Here is a 26,493-nt window from a genome sequence, read left to right on the forward strand (position 1 = left end):
GGTATAGAAATGAAAGCTGCAGTTGTAGGTGCGGGTAGCTGGGGTACAACACTGGCCAATGTACTCGCCCAAAATGGTATTACAGTTGCTTTATGGGCGCGAAGGGCCGAACTGGCTGAGGAGATAAAAAATTACAGGGAAAATAGGACTTATCTTCCGGGAGTTAAAATATCAAGCAGCATAAACGTTTCCTCCGACCTGGAACAAGTAATACATGATTCCAATTATGTGGTGATGGTGGTCCCATCTCACTCCATGAGCGCAATATGCAGACAGCTTGGTAAATACATAATAGATGAGGCAATAATTATCAGCGCTTCCAAGGGTCTGGAAAGTGATACATTCAGAAGAATGTCCCAGGTCCTGGCGGATGAACTGCCTTCGCGGTTTTCTGAAAGAATAGCCGTTCTTTCAGGCCCAAGCCATGCAGAGGAAGTTTCAAAAGAGCTTCCTACGACGGTGGTGGCAGCTTCAGCCAAAAGGCAGGTGGCAGAACAGGTACAGGATATTTTCATGAATGCTTACTTTAGAGTATATACTAATCCCGATGTGGTGGGAGTTGAATTAGGTGGAGCATTAAAAAATGTTATTGCCATCTGTTCGGGCATTTCCGATGGGCTCGGTTTTGGAGACAATACCCGGGCCGCACTGATGACACGTGGTATTGCGGAGATAACAAGATTAGGGGTAAAGTTAGGGGCAAAACCCGCTACCTTTGGCGGGCTGTCGGGTATAGGTGATCTGATTGTTACATGTAGCAGTTTGTACAGCAGGAACAGGAGAGCCGGTATGGAAATTGGCCGGGGTAAAACAGTGAAAGAAGTTGTGGAATCGACAAAAATGGTCATCGAGGGTATCAATACTACAAAAGCCGCTTATTTGCTGGCAAATAAGCTTCATATAGAAATGCCCATTACAGAACAGGCTTATGAGGTGCTTTTTCAAAATAAGAGTCCGCTGGATGCCGTTTCAACGCTCATGAAACGGCAGGGCAAACATGAAATCGAAGACATGGTTTTCGAAAAGTCTGTAGAATGGTAAAAACGTGGTTTTCCACGTTTTTTTCATTTTTTAAGTAATATTCATGGGACCATGTCATATATATATATTGTATATAAAAAGTGAACTACCCCTCCTCTTTAAATAAAATTAAAAAAACGTGGAAAGGGGGGGAAAGAAAATAAAAAGGAGGGAAAATGATGGAAAAGTTTGACCTATTCAGAGATATTGCCGAACGGACCGGAGGGGATATTTATATAGGCGTGGTGGGACCAGTAAGAGCCGGTAAGTCAACATTTGTGAAAAAGTTTATGGAATTGATGGTAATACCTAACATTCCGGATTCCAATGATAAAACCAGAGCAAAGGATGAACTTCCGCAGGCCGGTGCGGGCAGGACCATAACCACAGCCGAACCCAAGTTTATCCCCAGTGAAGCCGTAGAGATAACCTTTAAAGAAAATATCAAATTTAGAGTGAGACTGGTGGATAATGTGGGCTTTACGGTAAGGGGCGCCCTGGGATATGAAGATGAAAACGGCCCGCGCATGGTTTCAACTCCCTGGTTTGAAAAGGAAATTCCTTTTCAGGAAGCTGCAGAAATAGGCACCAGGAAAGTTATAGAAGAACACTCGACTATAGGCCTGGTAATAACGACAGACGGGTCCATCACGGAAATACCCCGGGAAAACTATGTGCAGGCTGAAGAAAGGGTAGTAGAAGAACTAAAAGCAATCGGCAAGCCCTTCGTTATAGTATTAAACACCGCAAGACCAATGGATGAAAGAACAATGGACCTCAAGGAAATACTCGAGTCCAAATACGATGTGCCGGTTATGCCAATGGATTGTCAGGATTTGACCACTGAAGACATTTATGCCATTCTGGAAGAAGTACTTTATGAGTTCCCGTTGATGGAAATTAATATACGCCTGCCAAAATGGGTAGAAGTGCTGGAAAAAGAACACTGGCTCAGGAAACAGTTTGAGGAAACCATCAGGAATACAATTAAAGATGTGTACCGGCTGCGGGATATGGAAAAAACCCTTGCCGTTTTTAATACCTTTGACTTTTTAGACAATGTAAAATTGAAAGAGATGAACCTTGGGCTTGGAACTGCGGAAATAGAAATGGAAGCAAGGAAAGATCTTTTCTATAAAGTACTGAGTGAGATGGCCGGCATTTCCATAACGGGAGACCACCAGCTGATGAAATTGATGAAAGAACTAACTGTGGCTAAAAAGGCCTATGACAAAGTTTCAAAGGCCCTTGAGGATGTTCAAAAAGTCGGTTACGGCATAGTTCCTCCACAGCTTAATGAATTGACCCTCGAAGAGCCGGAGATTATAAGACAGGGGTCTAAATTCGGAGTTAAATTGAAAGCCGTAGCTCCCTCCATCCATATGATAAGAGCAGATATCCAGGCTGAAGTTTCTCCAATTATCGGTACAGAAAAACAAAGCGAAGAACTTATAAACTACCTAATGAACGAATTTGAAAACAATCCGGCTAAAATCTGGGAGACCAATATCTTCGGCAAGTCCTTGAACGACCTGGTGCGGGAGGGTATTCAAAACAAATTGTTCAGCATGCCCGAATCCGCCCAAGCCAAACTGCAGGAAACCCTGCAGCGTATAGTTAATGAAGGAAGCGGAGGACTGATTTGCATAATACTATAAGAGGCCAGAGGTCAGAAGTCGGAATTGAGGGAACTTGCCAATCGCAAATTCCTAATCCAATATCTTGCCTCCCGTAACAGATAAAGCAAGACTTATGTCAATAACGACAGTCTTGCTTTTTTTATTTTCTTATGCTATAATGTCTGCCATAAAAAAATGATTGTTTACTATCCGTGAACAGTAAGGGGGGATAATTTTGACCGAAAAAAGAGGATTTTATATCATAAAGGATGAAATTCTGCCTGAGATTGTGAGAAAGACAGTAAAGGCAAAAGAACTTCTTAAAAGCGGTAAAGCCCGTACTATCAATGAGGCCACGGAAAAGGTGGGCATGAGCAGAAGCGCTTTTTACAAGTATAAGGATTTTATTTTTCCTTTTTACGAAGCAAGTCTGGGCAAAATAATCACCATTTCCCTGGTGCTGGAACATAGACCCGGCGTTTTATCGGGGATTCTTGATGAGATTGCCAGGGCCCACGGCAATGTTCTGACTATCAACCAGAACATCCCCATTCAGGGTCTTGCAAATGTTACTATTTCTTTTGAAACAGGAGGTCTGATAAAAAATATCGAAGAACTAATAGAAGACATGCAGAGTAAGCCCGGTGTACAAAAGGTTGATATAATAGCGGGAGAATAATAAAATCCATTTTTGGGAGAGGATTATATTGATTCAACTGGGAATTTTAGGTCTTGGCACGGTAGGGTCGGGAGTTGCGGAATTAATCCAGAAAAATCAGGAAACTATTGCCAAAAGGCTTGGAAAGAATATTGAAATTAAAAAAGTCCTGGTAAGAGATTTAAGAAAAAAAAGGCCATTCATAGCAGAAGGCAAAATAACGGACAATCCGGGAGATATCCTTGAAGACAGTGATATATCCATTGTGGTGGAATTAATGGGTGGTGAAGAGCCTGCCCTTACATATATCCGTCAGGCTCTTGCCTCAGGCAAGCACGTGGTTACCGCCAATAAGGAAGTGATATCCAAGCATGGCAAGGAACTACTGGACCTTGCCCAGAAAGAGGGGGTAAACCTTTTTTTTGAAGCCAGCGTAGGAGGGGGAATTCCAATAATCCGGCCCATGAAGCAGTGCCTCGCTGCCAATGAAATAATAAAGATAATGGGAATATTAAACGGTACGACCAATTACATTTTGACTCAAATGACCGAAAAAAATAAAAGCTTTGGAGATGCCTTGCTTGAAGCGCAGAAGGAAGGTTACGCTGAAAGTGATCCTACTGCAGACATCAAGGGCTCGGATGCCGCCCGGAAACTCGCCATTTTATCTTCCATTGCTTTTAATACACGTATTACCCCTGATCAGGTCTATACTGAAGGAATTGATTCCGTAAATCTGGTAGACATAAATTATGCCAGGGAACTGGGTTATAGGGTAAAACTGGTAGCTATGGGTAAAAGGCACAGTGATGAAGTGGAGGTTTTGGTAGCTCCTATGCTTTTAAGAGAGAGGCACCCGCTGGCAGGTGTGAGTGGTGTCTTTAACGCAATTCTGGTGGAAGGAAATGCGGTGGGCAGGGTTATGTTTTACGGCCAGGGAGCCGGGAAAATGCCTACTGCCAGTGCCGTGGTGGCGGATATTATCGATGCTGTCAGAAGCAAGAATGGAAATAAAATTTACTGCACCTGTTACGATGAATTGAATGTTATGAATCCTGGGCTATCCACCGCAAGATTTTATTTGAGGTTAAGGGTTATGGACAAACCCGGCGTGCTTTCTAAAATCTCCGGAGCAATGGGCGAAAATCAGATAAGCCTGTCTCAAGTTTTTCAAAAAAATACCCAGAATGGAACTGCGGAAATCGTTATGGTCACATATGAAGTGCCTTTTGAAAATCTTCAAAATGCCCTGGATGAGATAAAAGCATACAGGCAGGTGGAAGAAATATCCAGCGTCATAAGAGTAGAGGGGGAATCTTGAAATGAAACGAATTGGTGTTATAGAAAGATATTTTTCATATCTTCCGGTCAAAGATCCGAAAAATATAATCTCTCTCTGCGAGGGAAGTACGCCTCTAATCAGAGCCAAAAACCTTGAAAACCACCTGGGGATAGAGGCGGAAATTTATCTCAAATACGAAGGAATGAATCCTACGGGTTCTTTCAAGGACAGGGGAATGACAGTGGCCGTTTCAAAGGCCATAGAAGACAGAGCCTCAGCAGTTATTTGCGCATCCACCGGCAATACTTCAGCGTCGGCGGCAGCCTATGCGGCAAAGGCTTCAATAAAATGCATTGTATTGATTCCCGACGGGGCCATAGCCATGGGAAAACTGGCTCAGGCCATAGCCTACGGTGCCAGGGTAATTGCCGTAAAAGGAAATTTCGATGTGGCTTTAAAAATGGTAAGGGAGCTTTCGCAAAAACATCCCATTACCCTGGTAAACTCCATAAATCCCTATCGGATAGAAGGCCAGAAGACCGCGGCTTTTGAAATATGCGACCATTTGTCCGATGCGCCGGATTATCTGGCCATCCCTGTGGGAAATGCTGGAAACATAACAGCTTACTGGAAAGGTTTTAAGGAATACTACTCTCTCAAAAAATCTTCGAAGCTGCCCAAAATGTTTGGATTCCAGGCTGCCGGGGCGGCACCAATAGTGGAAAACAGAATCATTGAAAATCCTTCCACCATAGCCACGGCCATACGCATTGGCAACCCGGCCAGTTGGAAGTTTGCAGTGGAGGCTGCTGCCGAATCCGGTGGGAAAATAGACAGTGTTACAGATGAAGAGATTCTCGAAGCCTACTCACTGCTTTCAAAAAAGGAAGGAGTATTTGTAGAACCGGCTTCTGCGGCTTCGGTAGCGGGAGTCATAAAATACAGCAAGAAAAATGGTTTCAAAAAAGGAGAGAAAATAGTTTGCGTATTGACGGGCCACGGCCTCAAAGACCCGAATACCGCCATACAAAATGGCGTTTCACCTGTCGTTGTAGAGGCTAGCATAGGATCTCTTGAGAGGGAAATATACGGATAGGGGTGATTTTATGGTTCGGGTCAGAGTCCCGGCCACCACAGCCAATTTCGGGCCGGGCTTCGATTGTATCGGTGCAGCCCTCGGGCTTTATAATTATATCGAAATGGAATTTTGGCCCAGGCCAGTAGTTGAAGTAATAGGAGAAGGGCAGGGCGAGCTCATAAGGGACGAATCCAATCTTGTTTACAGAGCGGCTACCAGAGTTCTCTCCGAGGCTGGGGTAAATAAAGCCCTGAGAATAAAGCTTGAAAACAACATTCCGTTGGCCCGGGGCCTTGGAAGCAGTGCGGCCTGTATAGCCGGAGGCATGATGGCTGCCAACAGGCTATTAGGCGGCCCTGTACCTTTTGATAGAATAATAAACCTGGCCACCGAGATGGAAGGTCACCCCGATAATGTGGTACCGGCCTTAATTGGTGGATTTTCGATTTCCATATTGCATGAAGGTAAAGTGATTTACAGGAGTTTTCCCATGCCGGACAACTTGAGATTTGTAGCCGCCATACCCCGGTTTCACCTTGAGACCGTGAAAGCCAGAAAAGTTCTTCCCCGGGAAGTTCCTTTATCAGACGCCGTATTCAATCTAAGCCGGTCTGCTTTGATGGTAGCAGCCTTTTGCCGGGGAGATTTTACCGATATCGAAGTTTTTTGTCAGGATAAATTGCATCAACCATATAGAAGTCAGCTCATTCCGGGAATGGAAAAGGTCATAAAGATGGCTACTCAAAAGGGCGCATTGGGCTGTTTTCTGAGTGGGGCGGGGCCTGCCGTCATATGTCTTGCTTATGAAAAACAAGCTCCGATTCTGGGCGAAAGCATGGTAGAAATTTTCCTTGATGAGGGGATTGAATCTGAATATAAGATATTGACCCCGGATGGTGAAGGAACAATATTCTTATAAAAAAATTTTCTTTGGGACTTGAAAATAATTTATTAATCCTTTATAATAAATAAGGAATTTAAACCTGTCTGGGTGTGGCGCAGTTTGGTAGCGCGCTTGAATGGGGTTCAAGAGGTCGGGGGTTCAAGTCCCCCCACTCAGACCATATAAAGCCAACTTAAATGCCGATAACGGCATTTTTTTTATATACCTGCCTTTTTCGGATTTCAGGCCGGTTTTTTATTTCTTTTGGAAGTGGACCGGGAGCCCCGCGTGGATTTATTTGATTGATGGTAACAAAAAAATTATGCCGGAAAAAAGAGGATTATTCCTGTTTTTGGAGAAAATATAAATAAACTCAAAAAGGTGGAGAAAATGCACCCTCAGATTAACAGGAAAGTGGTGTCTATAAGGCCTAAAAAACTTAATTCTTCCAAATATGTGCTTATCGGTGTAATGCTAGCGGCAGCCCTGACATTGATATTTTTATTATTAAACCATTTTTATTTCAACATTTACACGGTTGCTGAAGGGACCATACAAAAAACCCTTCCTGCCGATGCCCTGATTATAAAAAAAGAGGCGGTTGTCACTTCTCCGGCTGATGGCAAACTTCAAATGCTGGTGAAACCCGGCGAGAGAGTAAGGGTGGGCACGCCACTTTTCATGGTGATCACCGATTTAAAGCAAAAAGAAAATTATGAGAAACAAATATCCGAACTGCAAGACAGCATAAAAGACCTGCGGGACAGTTTAAACTCATCTATACCCTTAAGTGTTATCAACAAATCCATAAATGATACCACTAAAAAATTGAAAGATGCTATAGCCCAGGGGCAATTGGACAAAGTGAAGGCCTTGAAAAGCGAACTGGCCCGGTTGATGAAGGAAAAGCAAAAACAAATCCAGTACAGTGAAACCAACCTCAAAGCCATGGAGAAGAGTATTAATGAATTGAAAAATAAGTTGAGTTCGGTGGAGTTGCTGGTAAATGCTCCGGAGGCAGGAATGGTAAGTTTCAATATAGACGGTTTTGAAAATATATTGACTACCGACCGTATAAAAAGCATATCCTCTTTCCAATTACAATCAATAAAAAGCCAGGTGCCGGAGCGGGAAATACCGCCAGCGGCGGGTATCAACAAACCTGTATTGAAAATAGTGGACAACTTTTCATGGTATTTAGCTGCCGACATTAAAAATGCCGAATTAAGAACGGGAAAAAATTACGATATCATAATCAAAAAATCACCTGTCAATGAAAAAATCAGAGCAAAGCTCGTGGATATCCATGAAAATAACACCGTAGGTATTTTTTTAATAGAAAAGGACCTGCCGGAAATAATGAAGTTTAGAAGAGTAAATGTAGAAATTATTATCCAGACTGCCACCGGCAATATGGTACCACTGTCAGCTATAGTCAACGTTGATGGTAATGAAGGAGTATATTTGTTAGAGGGAAGAAGCAAAGTTTTCCGGCCTGTTAAGATTATTGCTGATGACGGTTTCAATGTTATAGTGGAAGGTTTGAAATTAGGGGATAGAATATTAATAGATAAGAAGGGTTTAATATGGAAACATTAGAACAAAATATAGCTATTGTAAAATCGAAGATAGGTGAAGCTGCCGCAAAATCCGGAAGGTCTCCGGAAGAAATACACCTGGTGGCGGTAACAAAAACCGTTCCGCCGGAAACCGTTCAAAAAGCTGTAAACCTTGGCATAACCCTGCTGGGCGAAAACAGGGTACAGGAAGCCGGGGAAAAAGTTGATATAGTAAGGGGAAATGTCCAGTGGCACCTCATAGGCCACCTTCAAAAAAATAAGGTCAAACCGGCAATAAAACTTTTTTCCATGATACAGTCCCTGGATAGCCTGGGCCTGGCTGAAGAAATAGAAAAAAGGGCGGGGGAAATCCGGAGGGTAATGGATGTCTTGATTCAGATAAATATAGGAAGGGAGGAAACCAAGTCCGGTATAGACGCTGATGACGCGGTGGAATTCATCAAAAAGGTATCACAATTGCCCCATATAAAAATCAAGGGATTAATGGCTATACCTCCTTTCAAGGAAGATCCGGAAGAAGTAAGATATTATTTTAGAAAAATGAATGACATCTTCCAGAATATAAAGATGATGCAAATAGAAAATGTAGAGATGAATTTTTTATCAATGGGCATGACTCATGATTTTGGTATTGCCATTGAAGAAGGTTCTAATATGGTGAGAATAGGCACCGGTATTTTTGGCAAACGAAAATAATAAAAATAATATTTGTATGGAAAAGGGGAGAACCATGGCTGGAAAAAAACATCTTAAACAGGATTCTTTATTTTTTGGGCATTGAAGATGAAAATCCGGTCTCTACAGAAGACAGGGCGGATTATGAACCTTATGTAAACCGACCGGAGATAAAGCCGAAAGGCAGGGTTATCAATATTCACCAGACATCGAAAAACAAAATGGTGATTTACAAACCGGCTTCATTTGATGAAGTGAGGGAAATATCCGATGAAGTGAAGAGCCGCCGGGCTGTAATTGTTAACATGGAAAAACTTGACAAGGATAGCGCCAAGCGCGTGCTGGATTTTATGAGCGGAAGCATATATGCGCTCAATGGCACGGTTAAAAAAATAGGTCCGGGAATTTTTATTTTTGCTCCCGATAATGTGGATATTTCCGGAACGGCGATAGAAGAAAGTTTTCAAGAAAAATCCTTTTTGCTGAAATAAAGGAGTGATATTTTTGGCGTTGATCAGAGCCGTAGATTTATTTTTTCAATTCCTGTATTTAATGATTGTGGCAAGGGTTTTTTTATCCTGGGTGCCTGCAACTGCAAATTCCGGTATTGTCAGATTTATTTATCAGGTGACCGATCCCATATTAGAACCTTTTAGGGTGTTGTTTTCAAGGTTTATGCCGAAAGGACCGGGGCTATACCTGGACTTTTCCCCTATCGCTGCGCTGTTTGTGCTGGAGATTGTCAGGCGCTTCGTGTTGAGTATTCTTATAAGAATGACATTTTAAGGAGATGAGCATTATGACCCTGGCTCCTATTGAAATCCAAAAAAGGAATTTCACCGTTCTTTTAGAGGGTATAATGAGGAAGAAGTTAAAAGCTTTCTTGAAAAGATTTCAATGGACTATGAAAAAATTTATAAACAAAACCAGGATTTAAAAGAAGAAATAAAGCACTTACAGGAAAAATTGCAGGAATACAAGGATATGGAATCAACACTGAAAAATACCCTGATACTGGCTGAAAAAACAGCGGAGGATACCAGAAGAAATGCATTGAAAGAAAAAGAAATAATCCTCAAAGAAGCACTGGCCAAGGCCGGTAAGTTAGTAGACAGGGCGGAGCAAAGGTATGTGTCGTTAAATAACCAGTATGAAGAACTTCGAAGGCATTTCAGTTTATTCAAGACAAGATTCTCTAACTTTTTACAATCCCAGATCGAGATTGTAAACTCCTGCGAACTGAATGAGATGGCGGAAGACCGGTATCTGTTTGATTCATTTAGACAGGCCGCCGCCGGCTGTGATGAAGAAATTAAAAAAGAATATGAATCGGATAGGGAGAATGTAGATGATACGAATGTTAGTGAAGAAGCTCATGAAAACCCGGATGATATAGCAGCCCAAGACACATCGGAAGAATCCGATTCAAAGGATAATGAGTCGGAGTAAAAAAGGAGCCGTGTAATATGCCGGGAGAAAAGCGCATATCTGTAATTGGAATTATTGTAACTAACCGGGAAAAATCGGCAGAAAAGGTCAATGATATACTTTCCACATACGGGCAGTACATAATTGGTCGGATGGGGATTCCCTATCGTGAAAAGGGCATCTCGGTCATAGCATTGATTGTTGACGCTTCCACCGATGAGCTGGGGGCCCTCACAGGCCGGTTGGGAAGCATACCCGGCGTAAAAGTTAAATCTGCCGTTACCGCATGACAAAAATGTATGACGGGAAGAATAAATAGGAGTCTGTTGGATAAATTAATTCTGGGGGAAAACATGAGCGAGGAAAAATTGATGAGGCACCTGTACCAAAAACTTGATGACCTGTCGGTACAGATAGAAAAATTGAATCTAACCGAATATCTTGAACTCCTCCGCAATCCCAGGCGACTGTTATATGTCAATTTTTTGGGTGGTGTAGCCCGTGGTTTTGGAATGGCCATCGGATTCACCCTTTTGGGGGCGCTGGTAATATATATATTGCAGCGCCTGGTTATTTTAAGGCTTCCCTTTATAGGTGATTTCATTGCGGACATTATAAGAATAGTACAAAAGGAATTGGCGACTAAATAGTCAATAGGACAAAAGCGGCTTAAGGAGGCTTTGCCTTTGACAGACTTTCAACATTTCAAAACCAAGCTGGAAGGATTGAAAAAGCAACTGGAAGACGAGATGCAGGTGTTAATTCAGAGGGGGTCAGAGCCGTTAAAGGAGTCTGTAGGGGAACTTTCCAGTTATGACAATCACACATCGGACCTGGGGGCGGAAATCTTCGAAAGAGAGAAGGACCTGGGTTTAAAGGATAACACAAAAATCCTGCTGATGAAAGTCAATCATGCTCTGGATAAAATCAGGGACGGGACATATGGAATATGTGAAAGGTGCGGAAAACCCATAGATAAAGAAAGGCTGGAAGCGGTCCCGTATACCACTTTTTGCATAGAATGTAAAAAAGAAGAAGAAAAACCGGATGATCCACGCTCAAGACCACTGGAAGAAGACATTCTGAAATACCCCTTCGGCAGAAGTTTCCTGGATGACACCGACCAAAACCAGTATGATGGAGAAGATGCCTGGCAGGATGTGGCACGCTACGGAACTGCCAATACCCCCCAGGATGAACCGGGAGCGGTGGATTACACCGAGACCTATGTGGATGGAAATGAAAAAAGGGGTATTGTGGAAAGAGGAGATATGATTATTGATGAAGAGGACCCCGATGAGGATGACAAAAACGAGCTTGGGGAATAAAAATGCCTTCAAAAGGCATTTTTTTTACAGCAGTATTCTGATATAATAAAATGAATAACCGATATGGAGGTGCGAATTTTGGATGTGATATTCTACGGGCTTTTGGTACTTGCGGCCGATCAACTATCCAAATATATAATCCGGGCGAACATGGAACCCCATGAGTCCCTTCCGATAATCAAAGGCATTTTTCACATTACATATGTACAAAATACCGGAGCGGCCTTCAGTATTCTGCAGGGTAAAACTTATTTTTTCACCATAGTTTCCCTTGCAATTATTTTAGCTATAATTTTCTTTTTAAGAAAAGTTCCCCCCGAAAAAAGGCTTTTAAGGTTTGTTATGGCTCTGGTGTTGGGCGGGGCTGCGGGAAATTTAATAGACCGCTTCAGATTCGGATATGTGGTGGATTTTTTTGATTTCAGGATATGGCCGGTTTTCAATATTGCGGATTCGGCTATTGTGGTGGGAGTTATAATTCTGGCATATTTGATAGCCTTCGATCCCGGATTTTCCGGGCAATACGGAAAGAGCGGGAGGTAAACAATTTGACAGAGGAGTTTTGCTTTTCTGTCGACACTGCCGACGAAAAAAAAAGGATTGATGTATATCTTGCGGAAAAAATAAAAAATCATTCCCGGAGTTATTTAAAAAAGGGCATTGATGAAGGCTGGATAAGGGTAAATGATAAAAACGTCAAACCTAATTACAAAATAAAGGCCCGGGACAGGATAACGGTATCCATCCCACCCCCGGATAAACCTTCCCTGGAACCGGAAGATATACCCTTGAAGATTATATATGAAGATGAGGATATTGTGGTTATTGACAAACCCCGGGGGCTTGTAGTCCACCCGGCACCGGGCAATTATTCCGGGACCCTGGTAAATTCTCTGCTTTATCATACCGGCGGCCTTTCGGGCATTGGGGGTGTAATGCGCCCGGGCATTGTCCACCGTCTTGACAAAGATACTTCCGGAGTCATGGTGGTGGCAAAAAACGACATGGCGCATATGGCACTGGCAAAGCAGCTTAAAAATAAACAGATGAAAAAGATCTACCGGGCTCTGGTGTGGGGGCAGATTCAGGAGGATAGAGCCACTATCAATGCCCCCATAGGGCGACACCCACTAAAGCGTAAGGAAATGGCGGTTACGACCAAAAATGCGAAGGAAGCGATAACCCATTTTAACGTGCTTGAAAGATTTTCTGAATACACTCTATTAGAAATAAACCTTGAGACTGGAAGAACACATCAAATAAGAGTCCATATGAAATTTATCGGTCATCCAGTGGTGGGGGACCCAGTTTATTCCAACCGAAAAAACCCGTTTGCCATAAAAGGGCAGGCACTGCATGCATATAAACTGGGGTTTTTTCATCCCAGGACCGGGGGATTCATGGAGTTTACAGCACCGATGCCTGAAGATTTTACATCAATTCTGGAACTATTAAGGGCGAGGGGGTGAGGCATTAGTGGAAGAAAAGGCACGCATTATGGATGAGACGGCCATAAACAGGGCGCTGGTAAGGATAAGCCATGAAATTGTGGAAAAAAACAAGGGAGTGGAAGATGTGGCCCTGGTGGGCATAAGGAGGAGAGGAGTGCCGCTGGCCAGGCGGATGGCATCTTACATTTCAGGCATTGAGGGTATTGAGATTCCCGTGGGAGTTCTCGATATCACGCTTTACCGGGATGACCTGTCAAGCCTTTCATCCCAGCCGGTGGTACATAAGACCGAAATACCTTTTAATATCTCGGATAAAAAAGTTGTGCTGGTGGATGATGTGATATATACGGGCAGAACCGTGCGCGCAGCTCTTGATGCGCTGGCAGACATAGGCAGGGCCCGGATGATACAGCTGGCGGTATTGATTGACCGGGGACACCGTGAACTGCCCATCAGGCCCGACTATGTGGGGAAAAATGTGCCCACATCCAGTGATGAAGTTGTCAAGGTCAAGCTTGAGGAAGTGGACGGCGAAAACTGTGTTGTGATTCTAAAGCGATAGCTTTTTAATAGTATCTTCATCGGGTGTAACATAAACAGTTTTCTGATGGTCATATATGACAAAACCTGGTTTTGCGCCCGCGGGTTTTCTTACATATTTTTTTAAGGTATAGTCCACCGGGACATTGCTTCCATTTCTTGCTTTGCTGAAATAGGCTGCCAGGGTGCCGGCCTCTATAAGGGTTTTTTCGGTGACATCTTTACCGTGGCAGTCTATGATTACGTGGGAACCCGGGATATCTTTGGCGTGAAGCCAGATATCCCCGGGTTTTGCTTTTTTCAATGTCAGAATATCATTTTGACGGTTATTTTTGCCCACGTAAATAATATGCCCATCGGATGACTTGAACTTCAAGGGTTCCGATTTGGATTTCTCCATATTTTTTTTTACGGGATTTTTTACGTAACCCTGACTTTCCAGTTCTTGATAGATATCATATATATCGTCCAGGTTTTCACTGTTCTGTATGTTTACAAGGATATTTTCCAGATAATTTATTTCATTTAATGCTTCCTGCATTCTGGTTTCAGACATGGTTATGGCCGAATGCATTTTTTTATACCGGTTAAAATAAACTTGAGCATTGCGGGCCGGGGTGTATTTTTCATAGAGCGGTATGACTATTTCTTCTCCGGGGTTGTAAAAATTGGGAAGCTTCACCTCTTTGGCCCCCGGCTTTATGCGGTAAAGGTTGGCATACAGGATTTCTCCCCAGAGCCGGTATTTTTCCATTTCTTCGGTTTTTTCCAGGGTCTTTTTTAAATGAAGCAAATTTTGATTTGCTTTTTTAAGGTTCCTGGATACTTCCCCCAGGGCATGTTTTTTAAAGTGTTCCAGGGCCGTAACTGCTGACTTTTTAGCATAATAAAAGTCTATAGCATTATTTACTCCCGAAATATGAGTTGATTTTTCCTTTTTATGAAACATGGGAAAAACCCAGAAATCTTCGGGATTGTTGGTGTTATTGTCAAGATAAACCACCGGATCAAAGTTGCGTGACCGTATATCATCGGCAAGATTTAAAATAACTTTAACCAAACTGTCCAATTCATCACAGGTGATTTTGCTTATTGGTTTACTTTCATTCATGCCTGCCCTGTATACCATTTCATGGGCAGAGGCTCCGCTTACCCCTGCAAAATTGTCCACAAGCCATTTACTTACGGTTTGTGAGGGAATTTTTTCTACGGATGACTCAAAAGTTAACATAATAATATTACGGTCAATTGACAGCAGATTGATTTTATCTCCTACAGGTGGCATCACATATTTTTCTCCGGGTAAAACCTGGCGGAACCTGTTCACATCAGAAGTTATACGTTTTATGCAATCGATGATGGTACCGCTGGAATCCGCTAGAATTATGTTACTGTGTTTCCCCATGATTTCGATAAACAGCTTCATTTCTACAGGCTGCATGAATTCGTTATTGTTCTCGATGGTTATCTCCAAAAGGCGTTCAAGGTTAAATTGCGATATATGCCTTATTCTGCCTCCAATGAGATATTTCCTTAAAAGCATGCAAAACATGGGGGGCGCTGCGGGGTTTTCTACGTTGTTTTGAGTTAGGTGAATCCTGCAGTTTAGCGGATTTGCCGAAATAATTAGCTTTAATTCATCACTGATCCTGCGTAGATTGATTAAAACTTCATCCTTTAAGGGTTGATATATTTTTGTTATTCTGCTGCCCAATACTTTGTCTTTTAGCTCGGAAACCGCAGCATACATTGAAATTCCATCAAAAGGCATTTCCAATCCTCCCGATAAATTTATGATATTAGTATATCATAAAGCAGCAAAAAATTAGAAGGATTATAATAACTTGATAAATTTGTTGTTTAAAACCCATTTAGATGGTATAATATTTTTAACGATTTTGGAAGAAAATGCGAGGGTGGTCTTGAAACATGAAGTTTACATGAATGAATAGACCGGAAAACCATTTTTTTAGTTAATTCGAAGGAAAGGATTTTTTATGATCAGAAGCATGACTGGTTATGGCCGTGGAGAACAATCAGGAAAAATTTCCTGGGTAGTTGAGATTAGATCTGTAAACCACAGGTTTCTTGAAATTTTTGTGAAGCTGCCGAGAACCTGGCTTCTCCTGGAGGAAAAAATAAAAAGTTTCATTAAGGGGAAAATATCAAGGGGCAGGGTAGATGTTTTTGTGAATTTATCCTGTGAAAACTTTCCCATGAATATAAAAATTGACAAATCCGCCGTCAGGAACTATTATAATAAATTGATGGAAATAAAACAGGAGACGGGGTTTGAAGGGCCTGTTTCGCTTTCTCTGTTATCAATGATGCCGGACCTGTTTTCCATTGAAGAAGAAATGCCCCAGGAACAGGAATTGTGGGAAATGTTAGAACCTGCTCTGGATTTGGCGGTAAAAAATATGATAATCATGAGAGAAAGGGAAGGAGAAAACCTCTGGCATGATATCGTCACGAGGCTTGATTTAATCGATGGCAAGGTGGATTTCATCGGTGAAAGAACCGATATGGTGGTTGAGGAATATAGAAAAAGGCTTGCCCAAGATGTGGAGCGGGTTTTGAAAGATGTTACCCTGGAACGAGATAGGATAGAGACTGAAGTGGTGTTTTTTGCGGAAAGATCAAATATAACAGAGGAGTTAATAAGATTAAAGAGTCATATCAGGCAGATGAAGAACCTTGAACAGGCCAATGATTCCGTAGGTAAAAAAGCGGATTTTATAATTCAGGAAATGTATCGCGAGGCTAATACAATAGCTTCAAAGTCTTCGGACTATGACATATCCAAGGAAATAATAGAAATAAAAAGTGAACTGGAAAAAATTAGGGAACAAGTACAGAATATAGAGTAAAAAATCAGGAGGGAATTGTGTGGAGATAAAACTTGTAAATATCGGATTTGGCAACATTGTTTCGGCAAACCGTATAATCGCCATTGTAAGCCCCGAATCAGCCCCCATAAAGCGGATTATTCAAGAAGCCAGAGACAGGGGAATGCTCATCGATGCCACTTATGGCAGGAGGACTCGCGCTGTAATTATAACCGACAGTGATCATGTTATTCTGTCGGCAGTGCAGCCCGAAACAGTGGCGCACAGGCTGGATGAGTCTGATCGTGATGAACTTGAAAGGGATAGCGAAACCGAGGAAGAATTTGTAGAGGAATAGGAAGGTTTTTTATGAAACGTCAGGGTATGTTGATCGTTGTCTCTGGACCATCCGGTGCGGGAAAGGGAACATTGTGCAACTTATTGTTAAAAAGGGATAGAAACCTTACACTGTCGGTATCTGTTACAACAAGACTTCCTCGGGAAGGTGAAAAAGAAGGAGTGAATTACTTTTTCACCAGTGTCGATGATTTCCAGCGGAAAATAAGAAATAATGAGTTTCTTGAATGGGCCATAGTTTACAATAATTATTACGGCACACCAAGGGAATTTGTGGAAAAACAAATAGAAGATGGCAGGGACGTCATCCTGGAAATAGATATACAGGGTGCCGCCCAGGTTAAAAAAAATTATCCCGAAGCTGTTTTTATATTTATCCTTCCTCCGGATCTTGAAGAATTAAAGAGCCGTATAATAAAGAGAGGCAGTGAAACCGTAGATTCCTTTAATCTCCGCATGAAAAGCGCCAGGGAAGAGTTAAAGGCGATTTTTATGTATGATTATGCCGTGCTCAATGACAACCTGGAGAGCGCGCTGTTGAAAATGCAATATATAGTTTGCGCCGAGAGGTGCAGGGTGTCTAGAAATAAAAATTTGCTTGAGTTTATTGATGGGAGGGAAGAGTTTTTATGATGTATCCATCCATAGATTCCCTTAGCAGAAAATATGACAGCAGGTACACCATTGCCGTGGCGGCAGCAAAAAGAGCTCGTCAATTGGTGGAAGGGGCTCAAAAACTTGTGGATGTAAAAACTACAAAACCTGTATCCATAGCTTTGTTTGAGCTAGATGCAGAAAAAATAAGAATAGAAAGGCCTAAAGCCGGAATCAAGTGATGAGGTGTTTTCATGTTAGAAGGTAAATTTGTGGTTTTAGGGGTTACAGGCAGCATAGCCGCCTATAAATCTGTCGAACTGGTTAGATTATTGAAAAAGCGGGGAGCTTTGGTCCAGGTCATAATGACAAAATCTGCCTGTGAGTTTATCAAACCCCTGACCTTCCAGGTTCTCTCGCAGAACCAGGTTATTTGCGACATGTTCCGGGAACCATCTCATTGGGAAGTGGAACATGTGGCACTGGCCGACCGCGCGGACCTGTTTCTTGTCGCACCGGCCACCGCCAATATTATCGCCAAAATCGCCGCCGGTATCGCCGATGATATGCTTACCGCCACAATTCTCGCCACCAGGGCAAGAGTAGTGGTGGTGCCGGCCATGAATGTCCACATGTATGAACATCCTATAACTCAAAAAAACATCCGGAGTCTAAAGGAATCGGGAATTGAAGTTATAGAACCGGCCGAAGGACTCCTAGCCTGCGGTTACTCCGGCAGGGGAAGATTCCCCGAACCGGTAGACATCGTAAATACTGTAGACCGATTAATAGGAAAGGCACCGGATTTGAAAGGCAGAACAATCCTGATAACGGCTGGTCCTACCCGGGAACCGCTGGACCCTGTAAGGTTCATATCAAACCACTCATCCGGCAAAATGGGGTATGCTCTGGCACGCCAAGCTACTCTAAGAGGAGCTCAGGTCGTACTAATTTCCGGCCCGACCAATATTGAGCCTCCAGTCGGGCTTTATAAATTTATACCTGTGGAAACGGCTCTTGAAATGGAAAAAGCTGTTCTGGATAACTTTAACCAGGCTCAGGTAGTAATTAAAGCGGCAGCGGTAGCTGATTTCAGGCCCAAAAAATATAATCTGGGGAAAATCAAAAAGCAGGACGGCGGGATGGTAATTGAACTGGTAAAGAATCCGGATATTCTCCAGGAATTGGGACAGAAAAAACAGCAACAGGTGTTGGTGGGGTTTGCCGCCGAAACCGATGAACCGGAGAAAAACGCTGTGGATAAGTTGAAAAGAAAAAATCTGGACTTTATTGTGTTGAATGATATCACACAGGAGGGCGCAGGTTTCGGCTCAGATACAAATATAGTCAAGATTATATACAGAGATGGAAGAATTGAAGTTTTGCCCCGAATGTTAAAAAGGGACGTGGCTGATGCTATCCTTGACCGTGTTTTACCGTATTTAAATTGAAATCGGTAGGGAACGGTCCTTTGTTTTTGAAGGGGGAGGAGTTTTTTGCCAGGTGTAGCCCAGGTAGCCGTTGATGTCAGGCACCCCGACGCTAGAAAAGAATACAGTTATTTGATACCCGACGAACTTATGATCAATGTAGGGGATGTGGTCCAGGTACATTTCAACAATTCCAGGGTAAACGGTATAGTTACCGGATTATCTGATGGAAGCGAAGTTTTAATAAATGTAAAGATGAAATACATCTTAAAAAAGGAATCCATAACACTATCTCCTGATTTTATCGGTTTTTGCAGGAAACTGGCCGAATATTACGGTTCATCATTGATAGATTTTTTAAAATTGATGCTTCCGCCCCGGGCAAACAAAAAACAGGAAGCTATATACACCGCGGTGGTTACCTGTGAAAACTTGCCTGATAAAGCTGTCAATCAAAAAAGGGTATGGGAACTTGTTTCAACCTCAGGAGGGCTTTCGGCCCGGGAAATATCTCAAAGAACCGGGCTGCCTGTTTCTTCGGTGCAGGCTGCCTTAACGGCGCTTATTAAAAAAAATATACTCAGTAAAAGTTACCGGGTTATAGACCGAAAACCGAAGATACCTGCAGGAGAAAGGCGTATGACACCGCTAAACCTTACGCAGGACCAGGTATTGGCTTTGAAAAAGATATTTGCCAATCTTGAAAATCAAAGAAAAACCATACTTTTGTACGGTGTAACTGGCAGCGGCAAAACAGAAATATATATCAGAACCATAGAAAAGGTCCTAAATCAGGGGCAAAAAGCCATTGTGCTGGTTCCCGAAATTTCCCTAACACCTCAGATGCTGGCTATCTTTCAGACAAGATTTCCCGGAAGGGTAGCCGTTATTCACAGCAGGCTGTCCGCCGGGGAAAGATTTGATGAATGGCATATGATATATAACGGTCAGGCGGATGTGGTCATAGGAGCTCGGTCCGCCATCTTTGCACCAATAAAAAACCTGGGTCTGATTATAGTGGATGAAGAGCATGAGTCATCTTATAAACAGGCGGAACATCCCTATTATGATGCCCGGGCTGCGGCTATTTTCAGGGCCCGGATGCAGAATGCGGCCCTTATATTTGGAAGTGCCACCCCTTCGGTGGAATCCTACTACAAAGTGGTTACTGGCGAATACCTGCTTGTAAAAATGACAAAGAGAGCATCCGGTATGCCGCTTCCCGAACTGGAAGTTGTGGATATGAGGGAGGAACTAAAGGCCGGAAACCGCCACATATTTAGCCGAAAACTTGTTTCAAGCATAAAACAAACTTTGTCTTGCAACCGGCAGGCGATACTTTTTTTGAACCGGCGAGGACATTCGACTTTTGTGATATGCCGCGATTGCGGGTTTGTATTGAAATGTCCTCACTGCGATATTTCGCTTACATATCATTTTGATGATAAAAGTGTAAAATGTCATTATTGCGGATACCGTGTAAAAGCCCCGGATATCTGCCCCGTTTGCGGCAGCAGCCATATACGTTATTTTGGCGCCGGGACAGAAAAGGTGGAACAGGAGGTGTGCCGGCTTTTTCCGGGAGTGAAAGCTCTACGCATAGATGCGGACACGATTTCAAAAAAAGGGTCTCTGGAGCGTATATTATCCAGCTTCAGGAAGGGAGATGCCCAGATTTTAATAGGCACCCAAACCGTAGCCAAGGGTCTTGATTTCCCGAAAGTATCCCTTGTAAGTGTTATAACTGCCGACACAGCTCTTAATATGCCTGATTTCAGGGCCGGGGAGAGGACTTTTCAACTGATTACCCAGGTGGCAGGCAGGGCGGGAAGGGCGGATTTTCCCGGAAAAGTTCTGGTCCAAACATACTGCCCCGAGTCTTTTGCCATAAAAGCAGCATGTGAAAAGGGCATTACAAAATTTTACCGGGAAGAATTAAAAAACAGACAAAAATCCAACTATCCACCCTTTTGTCACCTGTTAAATATAACATTAACCGGTTCTAAACAGGATATGGTGGAGAAAAACGCTACGGAAGTTAAAAATATGTTGTGTGAAATTACGGAAGGTGGCCTGGAGATATATGGCCCTGCTCCGGCTCCGCGATACCGCGTAAAAGACAATTACCGCTATCATGTACTATTAAAGAGCAAGAAAGTGGAAACATTAATTAAAGTTGAGGAATCTTTGAAAGCCATGAAAAAACAGCGAGACATCAAAATCGCGTGGGATATGGACCCGCAAGATTTATTATAACGAGGCGAAAAGATGTCCCCCACCTCTGCAGGTGGCGGGTGCCAATTTGTTTTTCAGGCGACGGGTCATAATCTCACGCCTCGTTGCAACGATGTGTTGAAACTGCTCCGCAGTTTCCTCTGATGTTTAAAACTGCAGAAAGGGAGAAAAAGTTAATGGCAATACGAAACATACGTAAATATGGAGACGAGATTTTGAGAAAAAAAGCCCGGGATGTGACAGTTTTTGATGACAATTTAAAAACGCTGCTGGAGGATATGGCAGAAACCATGAAAGATGCCAACGGGGTTGGTCTTGCGGCACCCCAGGTCGGTATATTAAAAAAAGTGGTGGTAATTGATGTGGGCAATGGTTTGATAGAACTTATCAATCCTGAAATAGTTTTTGAGGAAGGCGAAGTTGTAGAAGTTGAAGGGTGCCTGAGTATTCCGGGAGTTAACGGCGAAGTTGCACGGCCTCAAAAAGTCAAAGTTAAGGCCCTGGATAGAAATGGAAAAAAGATTGAAATTGAAGGTGAAGATTTGCTGGCCCGAGCATTATGCCATGAGATAGACCATCTCAATGGTATTCTATTTGTGGATAAGGTAATAAAATTTGTAAAACCTGATAGTGAGGGATAAAAATGAATGTAATTTTCATGGGAACCCCGGAGTTTGCGGTGCCCTCACTGAAAACACTCCTGGATACGGTCAATGTCCAGGCGGTGGTTACCCAGCCTGACAGGCCCGTGGGAAGAAAGAGAATAATCACTCCTCCACCGGTTAAAAAGATAGCCGTTGAAAATGGGCTTCAGGTGTTTCAACCTGAAAAGGTGAGGGATGAGCAGTTTATAAAGGTCCTTTCATCATTTAAACCGGATTTGATAGTGGTAGCGGCTTTCGGCCAGATACTTCCAAGACAAGTCCTTAAAGTTCCTTCTATCGGCTGCATAAATGTGCATGCATCTCTGCTGCCGAAATACCGCGGGGCGGCCCCCATACAGTGGTCTATCATAAATGGTGAGCAAGTTACCGGTATTACTATCATGTGGATGGACGAGGGTCTCGATACCGGAGATATATTTCTTCAGGAACAACTGGAGATAAAAAAGGAATGGACTTATGAGGACCTGGCCAGGGAAATGTCGCTTCTGGGCGGTAAAGTGCTGAAGAAATCCATAGAGATGATAAAATCAGGAAATCTTATACATGTACCCCAGGACCCTGAAAAAGCTACCTATGCCCCCATGCTCAAAAAGGAGCACGGCAGAATAGACTGGAATAAAAGTGCTGTGGATATATATAATCTCATAAGGGGACTTTATCCATGGCCGGGGGCCTATACTTTGAGAAACGGCCAGGAAATAAAGATATGGGAAGCTGAAGCAATTCCACAAGAAAGGAAAGTTTCTCCGGGCAAATTTTACGGCACGGTCAGGGGTAAAGGGTTCCTTATTGGCTGCTCGGAAGGCTGCCTCCTTGTAAAGGAACTACAGGAAGCGGGAAGAAAGAGAATGACTGCTATGGAGTATATGGCAGGGCACCCCATGAGTGAGGGAGATAATTTTGCAGATGCCTAAACCCGCAGAAGGGAACGTGAGAATTAAAAAAAGGATATTTATAGGGCTGCTTACCGCCAGCATAGCCCTTATTGTTTTAATGCTTCTGACCGGTATATTTATATATTTAAATAAATTTGGAAACTGGTACAGGTATATACTCCTGTTGATAGTAGCTTTTTTAAGTATTTTCATCTTTATTGTCAGTATAGGCCTGACCGGGGTGGTTATGACCCTCTGGCATGTAAAGACTTTTTTCGGGCTGCAGGATTTAATGAATGTGTCTATAAATATATTGTTTCCTATAGCGCTGGCTCTTGGAGAAATGCTTCACATACCCAGGGATATTATAAAAAGTTCATACATAGAGGTCAACAATAAGCTCACCCAGAGCAGGGTTTTTAATATAGACCCTGCCAGGATTTTGATACTGGCACCGCACTGCCTTCAAAAATGGGATTGTCCTTATAAAGTAACTGCTGATGTTTCAAATTGCCATCACTGCGGACGGTGTGATATTGACAGGCTCTGGAAGCTGAGCAAACAAAAAGGTGTAAATCTTGCGGTGGTCACCGGTGGAACTCTTGCCCGCAAAATGGTGGTTGAACATAAACCCAGGGCCATTGTAGCTATCGCATGTGAGAGGGATTTGACCGAAGGCATCCTGGATACAAATCCCCTGCCCGTGATCGGTGTATTGAATATAAGACCCGAGGGACCATGTAAAAATACATGCGTGGATGTGGACAGAGTTTCCGAAGCAGTGGATTTTTTCTTAAGTGGAAAAACCAGTCGGGAAATAGGAAGGAGCCTTGAGAAATTTGAAAAATGCCAGAGAATTGGCCATTGAAATACTCATAGATTCCCAGCAGGGTTCGTACAGCAATCTTGCCTTGAATAAATATTTAACTCAAGACATCCCCGCGATAGATAGGGCTTTTGTGACCGAACTGGTATACGGCGTGCTGAAGTACAGGATGAAGCTGGACTATATAATATCCCAATTTTCAAAAATAGAACTTTCAAAGATGTCCTGGCCTGTGCTGAACACCCTCAGAATCGGAATTTACCAGTTGATGTTTCTGGATAAGGTCCCGGTTTTTGCAGCGGTCAACGAGTCGGTTAATCTGGCAAAAAAAATGGAAAATCCCGGGGCGGCAAGATTTGTAAACGCAGTGCTCAGAAACATAGTCAGAAATAAAAATGTCATCACCTATCCGGACCCTGTAAGGCATCCCCAAGAATTCCTTTCGATATATTATTCCTTTCCCAAATGGATGGTGGAAAGATGGATAAAATTGTACGGTTTCGATTTTACAAGAGATTTATGCGAGGCTTTTAACCAGAAACCACGGGTATGCATCCGGATCAATACCTTGAAAACAAATAAAGAAAAGCTAAAGTCAACCCTTGAAAGTGAAGGCGTTAAAGTAATACCCGGTGTAATGTTTGAAGAAGCCTTTTATATAGAAGACATTCCTCAGCTTAAACAGTTGAAAAGCTTTCATGACGGGCTTTTTCAACCCCAGGATGAAAGCTCCATGATTGCCGCCAGAGCTCTTGGGGTCCGGAGCGGAGATATGGTGCTGGATGTGGCGGCCGCACCGGGAGGTAAGACCACCCATATTGCCCAGATTATGGCGAATAAAGGCAGCATAACCGCATGGGATATTCATCCCCACCGTGTGGAGCTCATTAAAGAAACCTGCAGGCGCCTGGGTACCACCATTGTGGATGCTCAGGTAAGGGATTCTCGGCTGAAGGATAAAGATATGCACAATAAATTTGATAAAGTGCTGGTGGACGCCCCATGTTCCGGCCTGGGTGTGATCCGCAGAAAGCCTGACATTAAATGGTCAAAAAAACCCGAGGACATATCGGTCTTAACTACCGAGCAACAGAGAATATTGGAGGTATGTTCACAATATGTTAAACTCAACGGGATTTTAGTTTACAGCACTTGCAGCATTGAGCCCGAGGAAAACCAGCAGATTGTGGAAGCATTTCTTGAAAACAACGGCAATTTTGTATATGATGATATGAGGCCGTATCTTCCCGAAAAACTTGCGATGGAGCTTAAAGAACCCTATGGATGGATCCAACTTTATCCCAACATCCATAAAGTCGATGGATTTTTCGTTGCCAGATTAAAGAGGGTGGGTAAATAAATGGAGAAGAGAAATCTCAAGGGTTTGACGCTGCAGGAACTGGAAGAATTTATGGCGGCGCTGGGAGAACCTGCATACAGAGCCAGGCAGATTTTTAAATGGATTTATAAGGGCGTAACCCGGTTTGAATTGATGACCGATTTGCCAAAAAACCTTATGCAAAAATTAAACGATAAAGCCCGCATAAGCATGATAGAAATATACAGGAAGATTGAATCTTCTTTGGACCAGACTATCAAATATGTTTTTTTACTGGAAGATGGCAATATGGTGGAAGGCGTAAAAATGGAGTATTCCTTCGGTATGAGCGCCTGTGTTTCAAGCCAGGTAGGATGCCGCATGGGTTGTGCCTTCTGTGCTTCTGCCATTGGGGGGATGGTCAGAAACCTCACAGCCGGTGAAATGGCTGATGAAGTTCTGGCCATCGAAAAAGACACCGGGAAAAAAGTGGGTAGGGTGGTGGTAATGGGCAGCGGAGAGCCTCTTTTAAATTATGATGAACTGATCAAATTTTTAAATTTGCTAAATTCTCCTCTGGCTTTCAACATCAGTTTCAGGAGAATAACCATATCTACCTGCGGCATCGTGCCGGAAATAATCCGGCTGGCCGATGAGGGGATTCCGGTAACCCTGGCGGTTTCCCTTCATGCCCCCGATGACAGCCTGCGCAACAAGCTCATGCCTGTAAATCGTAATTACCCAATTTTACAATTGTTAGATGCGTGTAAATATTATATAATAAAGACAAAACGCCGCATAACTTTTGAATATGCTCTCATATCACAGGTAAATGACACCATAGAATGCGCACAAAAGCTTTCAAGGCTCTTAAAGGGAATGTTGTGCCATGTAAACCTGATACCGCTAAACGCAGTTAGGGGAAAGGGTTTTGAAAAGAGTAAGCCTGATCAGGTTGCCGCTTTTAAAAACATACTATCAAATAGCGGGATTTCCAATACAGTAAGAAGAGAAATGGGTGCAGATATTGAAGCCGCCTGCGGTCAACTCAGAAGAAGTATTTTAGACGAGGTGAAATGATGATATTTTCTGCAAAAACCTGTGTTGGTAGAGTAAGATCCAACAATGAAGACGCTTTTTATGTTCCCCCGAAAAATGGGAATTACCCTGAACTTTTTATGGTGGCCGATGGCATGGGGGGGCACCGCGGTGGCGAAGTAGCAAGCCAAATGGCGGTTAAAGAGGTATCGGATTATATAAATGCCCGTTTTTCGAAGGATTTCAATGAGGACCTGATAAAAGCTATGATAAATGATTCCATAATGGAGGCAAATAGAAAAATATTGATGGCGGCAATGGACCATGAAGAATGGGCAGGCATGGGCACAACGCTTACCATGGTTCTCTTCCTTGGGAAAAAAATATTCATTGGCCATGTAGGTGACAGCAGGGCATACATGATAAGGAACAATACCATTACACAACTGACAAGAGATCATTCACTGGTGTGGCAGCTTATGGAAGAGGGAAGACTTACCCTGGATGAGACCAGGACTCATCCAATGAAAAATATCATTACAAGAGCCCTGGGCACCGATAGAGTGCTGGAGCCTGACTTTTTAGAATACGACCTGGAAAAGAATGATATAATTGTTCTGTGCAGCGATGGACTTACAAACATGCTGGAAGACGATGAGATTAAAAATATTGTTTGCGGTCAAGAACTCGAAACGGCAGCCGAAATGTTGATACATGCGGCAAATCTGCATGGTGGAATCGACAATATTACGGTAGAGTTAATCAGAGCAGATTAGCATGGAGTG

General features: G+C 43.0%; 29 protein-coding genes, 1 tRNA gene and 1 pseudogene. 30 read left to right on the forward strand and 1 reads right to left on the reverse strand.

Annotated elements, in window-relative coordinates; genetic code table 11:
- Positions 1-9: 9 nt before the first annotated feature.
- From D2962_RS06875 to pyrR, 18 genes and pseudogenes are all read left to right on the forward strand, one after another.
- Complete coding sequence (locus D2962_RS06875) at positions 10-1,041, forward strand: NAD(P)H-dependent glycerol-3-phosphate dehydrogenase (RefSeq protein ID WP_120766622.1); 1,032 nt, start codon at positions 10-12, stop codon at positions 1,039-1,041.
- Positions 1,042-1,199: 158 nt separating this feature from the next.
- Positions 1,200-2,678 carry a stage IV sporulation protein A gene (gene spoIVA, locus D2962_RS06880; RefSeq protein ID WP_120766623.1) on the forward strand — a complete coding sequence of 493 codons (1,479 nt, stop codon included), beginning with the start codon at positions 1,200-1,202 and terminating at the stop codon, positions 2,676-2,678.
- 196 nt (positions 2,679-2,874) lie between these two features.
- A complete protein-coding gene (locus tag D2962_RS06885; RefSeq protein WP_122014571.1) occupies positions 2,875-3,318 on the forward strand; it encodes an ACT domain-containing protein in 444 nt (147 codons plus the stop codon).
- 31 nt (positions 3,319-3,349) lie between these two features.
- Positions 3,350-4,618: a homoserine dehydrogenase gene (locus D2962_RS06890; RefSeq protein ID WP_162991289.1), complete on the forward strand. Its 1,269-nt coding sequence runs from the start codon at positions 3,350-3,352 to the stop codon at positions 4,616-4,618.
- Position 4,619: 1 nt separating this feature from the next.
- Positions 4,620-5,675 carry a threonine synthase gene (gene thrC / locus D2962_RS06895; RefSeq protein WP_122014573.1) on the forward strand — a complete coding sequence of 352 codons (1,056 nt, stop codon included), beginning with the start codon at positions 4,620-4,622 and terminating at the stop codon, positions 5,673-5,675.
- 10 nt (positions 5,676-5,685) lie between these two features.
- Positions 5,686-6,576, forward strand: coding sequence for a homoserine kinase (thrB, locus tag D2962_RS06900; protein ID WP_122014574.1), 891 nt, complete (start codon positions 5,686-5,688; stop codon positions 6,574-6,576).
- A gap of 68 nt (positions 6,577-6,644) precedes the next feature.
- A tRNA-Pro gene (locus D2962_RS06905) sits at positions 6,645-6,721 on the forward strand.
- 209 nt (positions 6,722-6,930) lie between these two features.
- Complete coding sequence (locus D2962_RS06910; protein ID WP_122014575.1) at positions 6,931-8,139, forward strand: biotin/lipoyl attachment domain-containing protein; 1,209 nt, start codon at positions 6,931-6,933, stop codon at positions 8,137-8,139.
- Positions 8,127-8,816: a YggS family pyridoxal phosphate-dependent enzyme gene (locus tag D2962_RS06915; protein WP_122014576.1), complete on the forward strand. Its 690-nt coding sequence runs from the start codon at positions 8,127-8,129 to the stop codon at positions 8,814-8,816. Before D2962_RS06910 ends, D2962_RS06915 begins: the two co-directional genes overlap by 13 nt.
- A gap of 74 nt (positions 8,817-8,890) precedes the next feature.
- The gene (locus D2962_RS06920; protein WP_245984944.1) at positions 8,891-9,286 is read left to right on the forward strand and encodes a cell division protein SepF; all 396 of its coding nucleotides are present in this window, start codon (positions 8,891-8,893) and stop codon (positions 9,284-9,286) included.
- A gap of 13 nt (positions 9,287-9,299) precedes the next feature.
- Positions 9,300-9,581 (forward strand): YggT family protein, encoded by a 282-nt coding sequence (locus D2962_RS06925; protein ID WP_222927710.1) that lies wholly within the window; start codon positions 9,300-9,302, stop codon positions 9,579-9,581.
- A gap of 51 nt (positions 9,582-9,632) precedes the next feature.
- Positions 9,633-10,244, forward strand: a pseudogene (locus D2962_RS06930) (DivIVA domain-containing protein); the annotation flags it as partial.
- Between the two features lie 17 nt (positions 10,245-10,261).
- Positions 10,262-10,513, forward strand: coding sequence for a TM1266 family iron-only hydrogenase system putative regulator (locus D2962_RS06935; protein ID WP_120766631.1), 252 nt, complete (start codon positions 10,262-10,264; stop codon positions 10,511-10,513).
- Between the two features lie 81 nt (positions 10,514-10,594).
- The gene (locus tag D2962_RS06940) at positions 10,595-10,873 is read left to right on the forward strand and encodes a DUF5665 domain-containing protein (RefSeq protein WP_425456619.1); all 279 of its coding nucleotides are present in this window, start codon (positions 10,595-10,597) and stop codon (positions 10,871-10,873) included.
- Between the two features lie 36 nt (positions 10,874-10,909).
- Positions 10,910-11,551 (forward strand): TraR/DksA C4-type zinc finger protein, encoded by a 642-nt coding sequence (locus tag D2962_RS06945; protein WP_122014579.1) that lies wholly within the window; start codon positions 10,910-10,912, stop codon positions 11,549-11,551.
- Between the two features lie 69 nt (positions 11,552-11,620).
- The gene (gene lspA / locus D2962_RS06950) at positions 11,621-12,094 is read left to right on the forward strand and encodes a signal peptidase II (RefSeq protein ID WP_342774531.1); all 474 of its coding nucleotides are present in this window, start codon (positions 11,621-11,623) and stop codon (positions 12,092-12,094) included.
- Positions 12,095-12,099: 5 nt separating this feature from the next.
- On the forward strand, positions 12,100-13,020 hold the full coding sequence (locus tag D2962_RS06955) for an RluA family pseudouridine synthase (protein ID WP_245984946.1): 921 nt from the start codon (positions 12,100-12,102) through the stop codon (positions 13,018-13,020).
- Positions 13,021-13,027: 7 nt separating this feature from the next.
- A complete protein-coding gene (pyrR, locus tag D2962_RS06960) occupies positions 13,028-13,564 on the forward strand; it encodes a bifunctional pyr operon transcriptional regulator/uracil phosphoribosyltransferase PyrR (protein WP_120766636.1) in 537 nt (178 codons plus the stop codon).
- On the opposite strand, the gene D2962_RS06965 is transcribed toward pyrR, so the two are convergent.
- A complete protein-coding gene (locus tag D2962_RS06965) occupies positions 13,553-15,313 on the reverse strand; it encodes an Rqc2 family fibronectin-binding protein (protein WP_122014581.1) in 1,761 nt (586 codons plus the stop codon). The two genes, pyrR and D2962_RS06965, sit on opposite strands and share 12 nt — an antisense overlap.
- Before the next feature lie 226 nt (positions 15,314-15,539).
- On the opposite strand from D2962_RS06965, the gene D2962_RS06970 reads away from it, so the two are divergent.
- The 12 genes from D2962_RS06970 (at position 15,540) to D2962_RS07025 (ending at position 26,484) form a co-directional block, all read left to right on the forward strand.
- The gene (locus D2962_RS06970; RefSeq protein WP_120766638.1) at positions 15,540-16,412 is read left to right on the forward strand and encodes a YicC/YloC family endoribonuclease; all 873 of its coding nucleotides are present in this window, start codon (positions 15,540-15,542) and stop codon (positions 16,410-16,412) included.
- Between the two features lie 25 nt (positions 16,413-16,437).
- The gene (gene remA, locus D2962_RS06975) at positions 16,438-16,728 is read left to right on the forward strand and encodes an extracellular matrix/biofilm regulator RemA (protein ID WP_425456620.1); all 291 of its coding nucleotides are present in this window, start codon (positions 16,438-16,440) and stop codon (positions 16,726-16,728) included.
- A gap of 11 nt (positions 16,729-16,739) precedes the next feature.
- Positions 16,740-17,360, forward strand: coding sequence for a guanylate kinase (gmk, locus tag D2962_RS06980; RefSeq protein WP_122014582.1), 621 nt, complete (start codon positions 16,740-16,742; stop codon positions 17,358-17,360).
- The gene (gene rpoZ / locus D2962_RS06985) at positions 17,357-17,563 is read left to right on the forward strand and encodes a DNA-directed RNA polymerase subunit omega (RefSeq protein WP_120766641.1); all 207 of its coding nucleotides are present in this window, start codon (positions 17,357-17,359) and stop codon (positions 17,561-17,563) included. The genes gmk and rpoZ overlap by 4 nt, the downstream gene beginning before the upstream one ends.
- Before the next feature lie 12 nt (positions 17,564-17,575).
- Positions 17,576-18,772 carry a bifunctional phosphopantothenoylcysteine decarboxylase/phosphopantothenate--cysteine ligase CoaBC gene (gene coaBC, locus D2962_RS06990; protein ID WP_122014583.1) on the forward strand — a complete coding sequence of 399 codons (1,197 nt, stop codon included), beginning with the start codon at positions 17,576-17,578 and terminating at the stop codon, positions 18,770-18,772.
- A 45-nt stretch (positions 18,773-18,817) separates the two neighbouring features.
- Positions 18,818-21,007, forward strand: a complete 2,190-nt coding sequence (priA, locus tag D2962_RS06995) for a replication restart helicase PriA (RefSeq protein WP_162991138.1) — start codon at positions 18,818-18,820, stop codon at positions 21,005-21,007.
- 155 nt (positions 21,008-21,162) lie between these two features.
- Positions 21,163-21,627: a peptide deformylase gene (gene def, locus D2962_RS07000; protein WP_120766643.1), complete on the forward strand. Its 465-nt coding sequence runs from the start codon at positions 21,163-21,165 to the stop codon at positions 21,625-21,627.
- Between the two features lie 2 nt (positions 21,628-21,629).
- Entirely contained in the window at positions 21,630-22,565 is a 936-nt protein-coding gene (gene fmt, locus D2962_RS07005; RefSeq protein WP_122014584.1) for a methionyl-tRNA formyltransferase, read from the forward strand.
- Positions 22,558-23,394, forward strand: a complete 837-nt coding sequence (locus D2962_RS07010; protein ID WP_122014585.1) for a DUF116 domain-containing protein — start codon at positions 22,558-22,560, stop codon at positions 23,392-23,394. The genes fmt and D2962_RS07010 overlap by 8 nt, the downstream gene beginning before the upstream one ends.
- Positions 23,357-24,712, forward strand: coding sequence for a 16S rRNA (cytosine(967)-C(5))-methyltransferase RsmB (gene rsmB / locus D2962_RS07015; RefSeq protein WP_245984947.1), 1,356 nt, complete (start codon positions 23,357-23,359; stop codon positions 24,710-24,712). Before D2962_RS07010 ends, rsmB begins: the two co-directional genes overlap by 38 nt.
- Positions 24,713-25,750: a dual-specificity RNA methyltransferase RlmN gene (gene rlmN, locus D2962_RS07020; RefSeq protein ID WP_120766647.1), complete on the forward strand. Its 1,038-nt coding sequence runs from the start codon at positions 24,713-24,715 to the stop codon at positions 25,748-25,750.
- Positions 25,747-26,484, forward strand: a complete 738-nt coding sequence (locus D2962_RS07025; protein ID WP_245984948.1) for a Stp1/IreP family PP2C-type Ser/Thr phosphatase — start codon at positions 25,747-25,749, stop codon at positions 26,482-26,484. The genes rlmN and D2962_RS07025 overlap by 4 nt, the downstream gene beginning before the upstream one ends.
- Positions 26,485-26,493: the final 9 nt, after the last annotated feature.

Origin of the sequence: Biomaibacter acetigenes (assembly GCF_003691585.1) — a bacterium.
Lineage (GTDB): Bacteria > Bacillota > Thermosediminibacteria > Thermosediminibacterales > Tepidanaerobacteraceae > Biomaibacter > Biomaibacter acetigenes.

Coding starts and splice junctions, on each gene's coding strand:
- D2962_RS06875 (WP_120766622.1), top strand. CDS start 10: ATGAAAGCTGCAGTTGTAGGTGCGGGTAGCTGGGGTACAACACTGGCC.
- spoIVA (WP_120766623.1), top strand. CDS start 1,200: ATGGAAAAGTTTGACCTATTCAGAGATATTGCCGAACGGACCGGAGGG.
- thrC (WP_122014573.1), top strand. CDS start 4,620: ATGAAACGAATTGGTGTTATAGAAAGATATTTTTCATATCTTCCGGTC.
- thrB (WP_122014574.1), top strand. CDS start 5,686: ATGGTTCGGGTCAGAGTCCCGGCCACCACAGCCAATTTCGGGCCGGGC.
- D2962_RS06910 (WP_122014575.1), top strand. CDS start 6,931: ATGCACCCTCAGATTAACAGGAAAGTGGTGTCTATAAGGCCTAAAAAA.
- D2962_RS06915 (WP_122014576.1), top strand. CDS start 8,127: ATGGAAACATTAGAACAAAATATAGCTATTGTAAAATCGAAGATAGGT.
- D2962_RS06935 (WP_120766631.1), top strand. CDS start 10,262: ATGCCGGGAGAAAAGCGCATATCTGTAATTGGAATTATTGTAACTAAC.
- D2962_RS06940 (WP_425456619.1), top strand. CDS start 10,595: ATGAGGCACCTGTACCAAAAACTTGATGACCTGTCGGTACAGATAGAA.
- D2962_RS06965 (WP_122014581.1), bottom strand. CDS start 15,313: ATGCCTTTTGATGGAATTTCAATGTATGCTGCGGTTTCCGAGCTAAAA.
- D2962_RS06970 (WP_120766638.1), top strand. CDS start 15,540: ATGATCAGAAGCATGACTGGTTATGGCCGTGGAGAACAATCAGGAAAA.
- gmk (WP_122014582.1), top strand. CDS start 16,740: ATGAAACGTCAGGGTATGTTGATCGTTGTCTCTGGACCATCCGGTGCG.
- rpoZ (WP_120766641.1), top strand. CDS start 17,357: ATGATGTATCCATCCATAGATTCCCTTAGCAGAAAATATGACAGCAGG.
- coaBC (WP_122014583.1), top strand. CDS start 17,576: ATGTTAGAAGGTAAATTTGTGGTTTTAGGGGTTACAGGCAGCATAGCC.
- def (WP_120766643.1), top strand. CDS start 21,163: ATGGCAATACGAAACATACGTAAATATGGAGACGAGATTTTGAGAAAA.
- fmt (WP_122014584.1), top strand. CDS start 21,630: ATGAATGTAATTTTCATGGGAACCCCGGAGTTTGCGGTGCCCTCACTG.
- D2962_RS07010 (WP_122014585.1), top strand. CDS start 22,558: ATGCCTAAACCCGCAGAAGGGAACGTGAGAATTAAAAAAAGGATATTT.
- rlmN (WP_120766647.1), top strand. CDS start 24,713: ATGGAGAAGAGAAATCTCAAGGGTTTGACGCTGCAGGAACTGGAAGAA.
- D2962_RS07025 (WP_245984948.1), top strand. CDS start 25,747: ATGATGATATTTTCTGCAAAAACCTGTGTTGGTAGAGTAAGATCCAAC.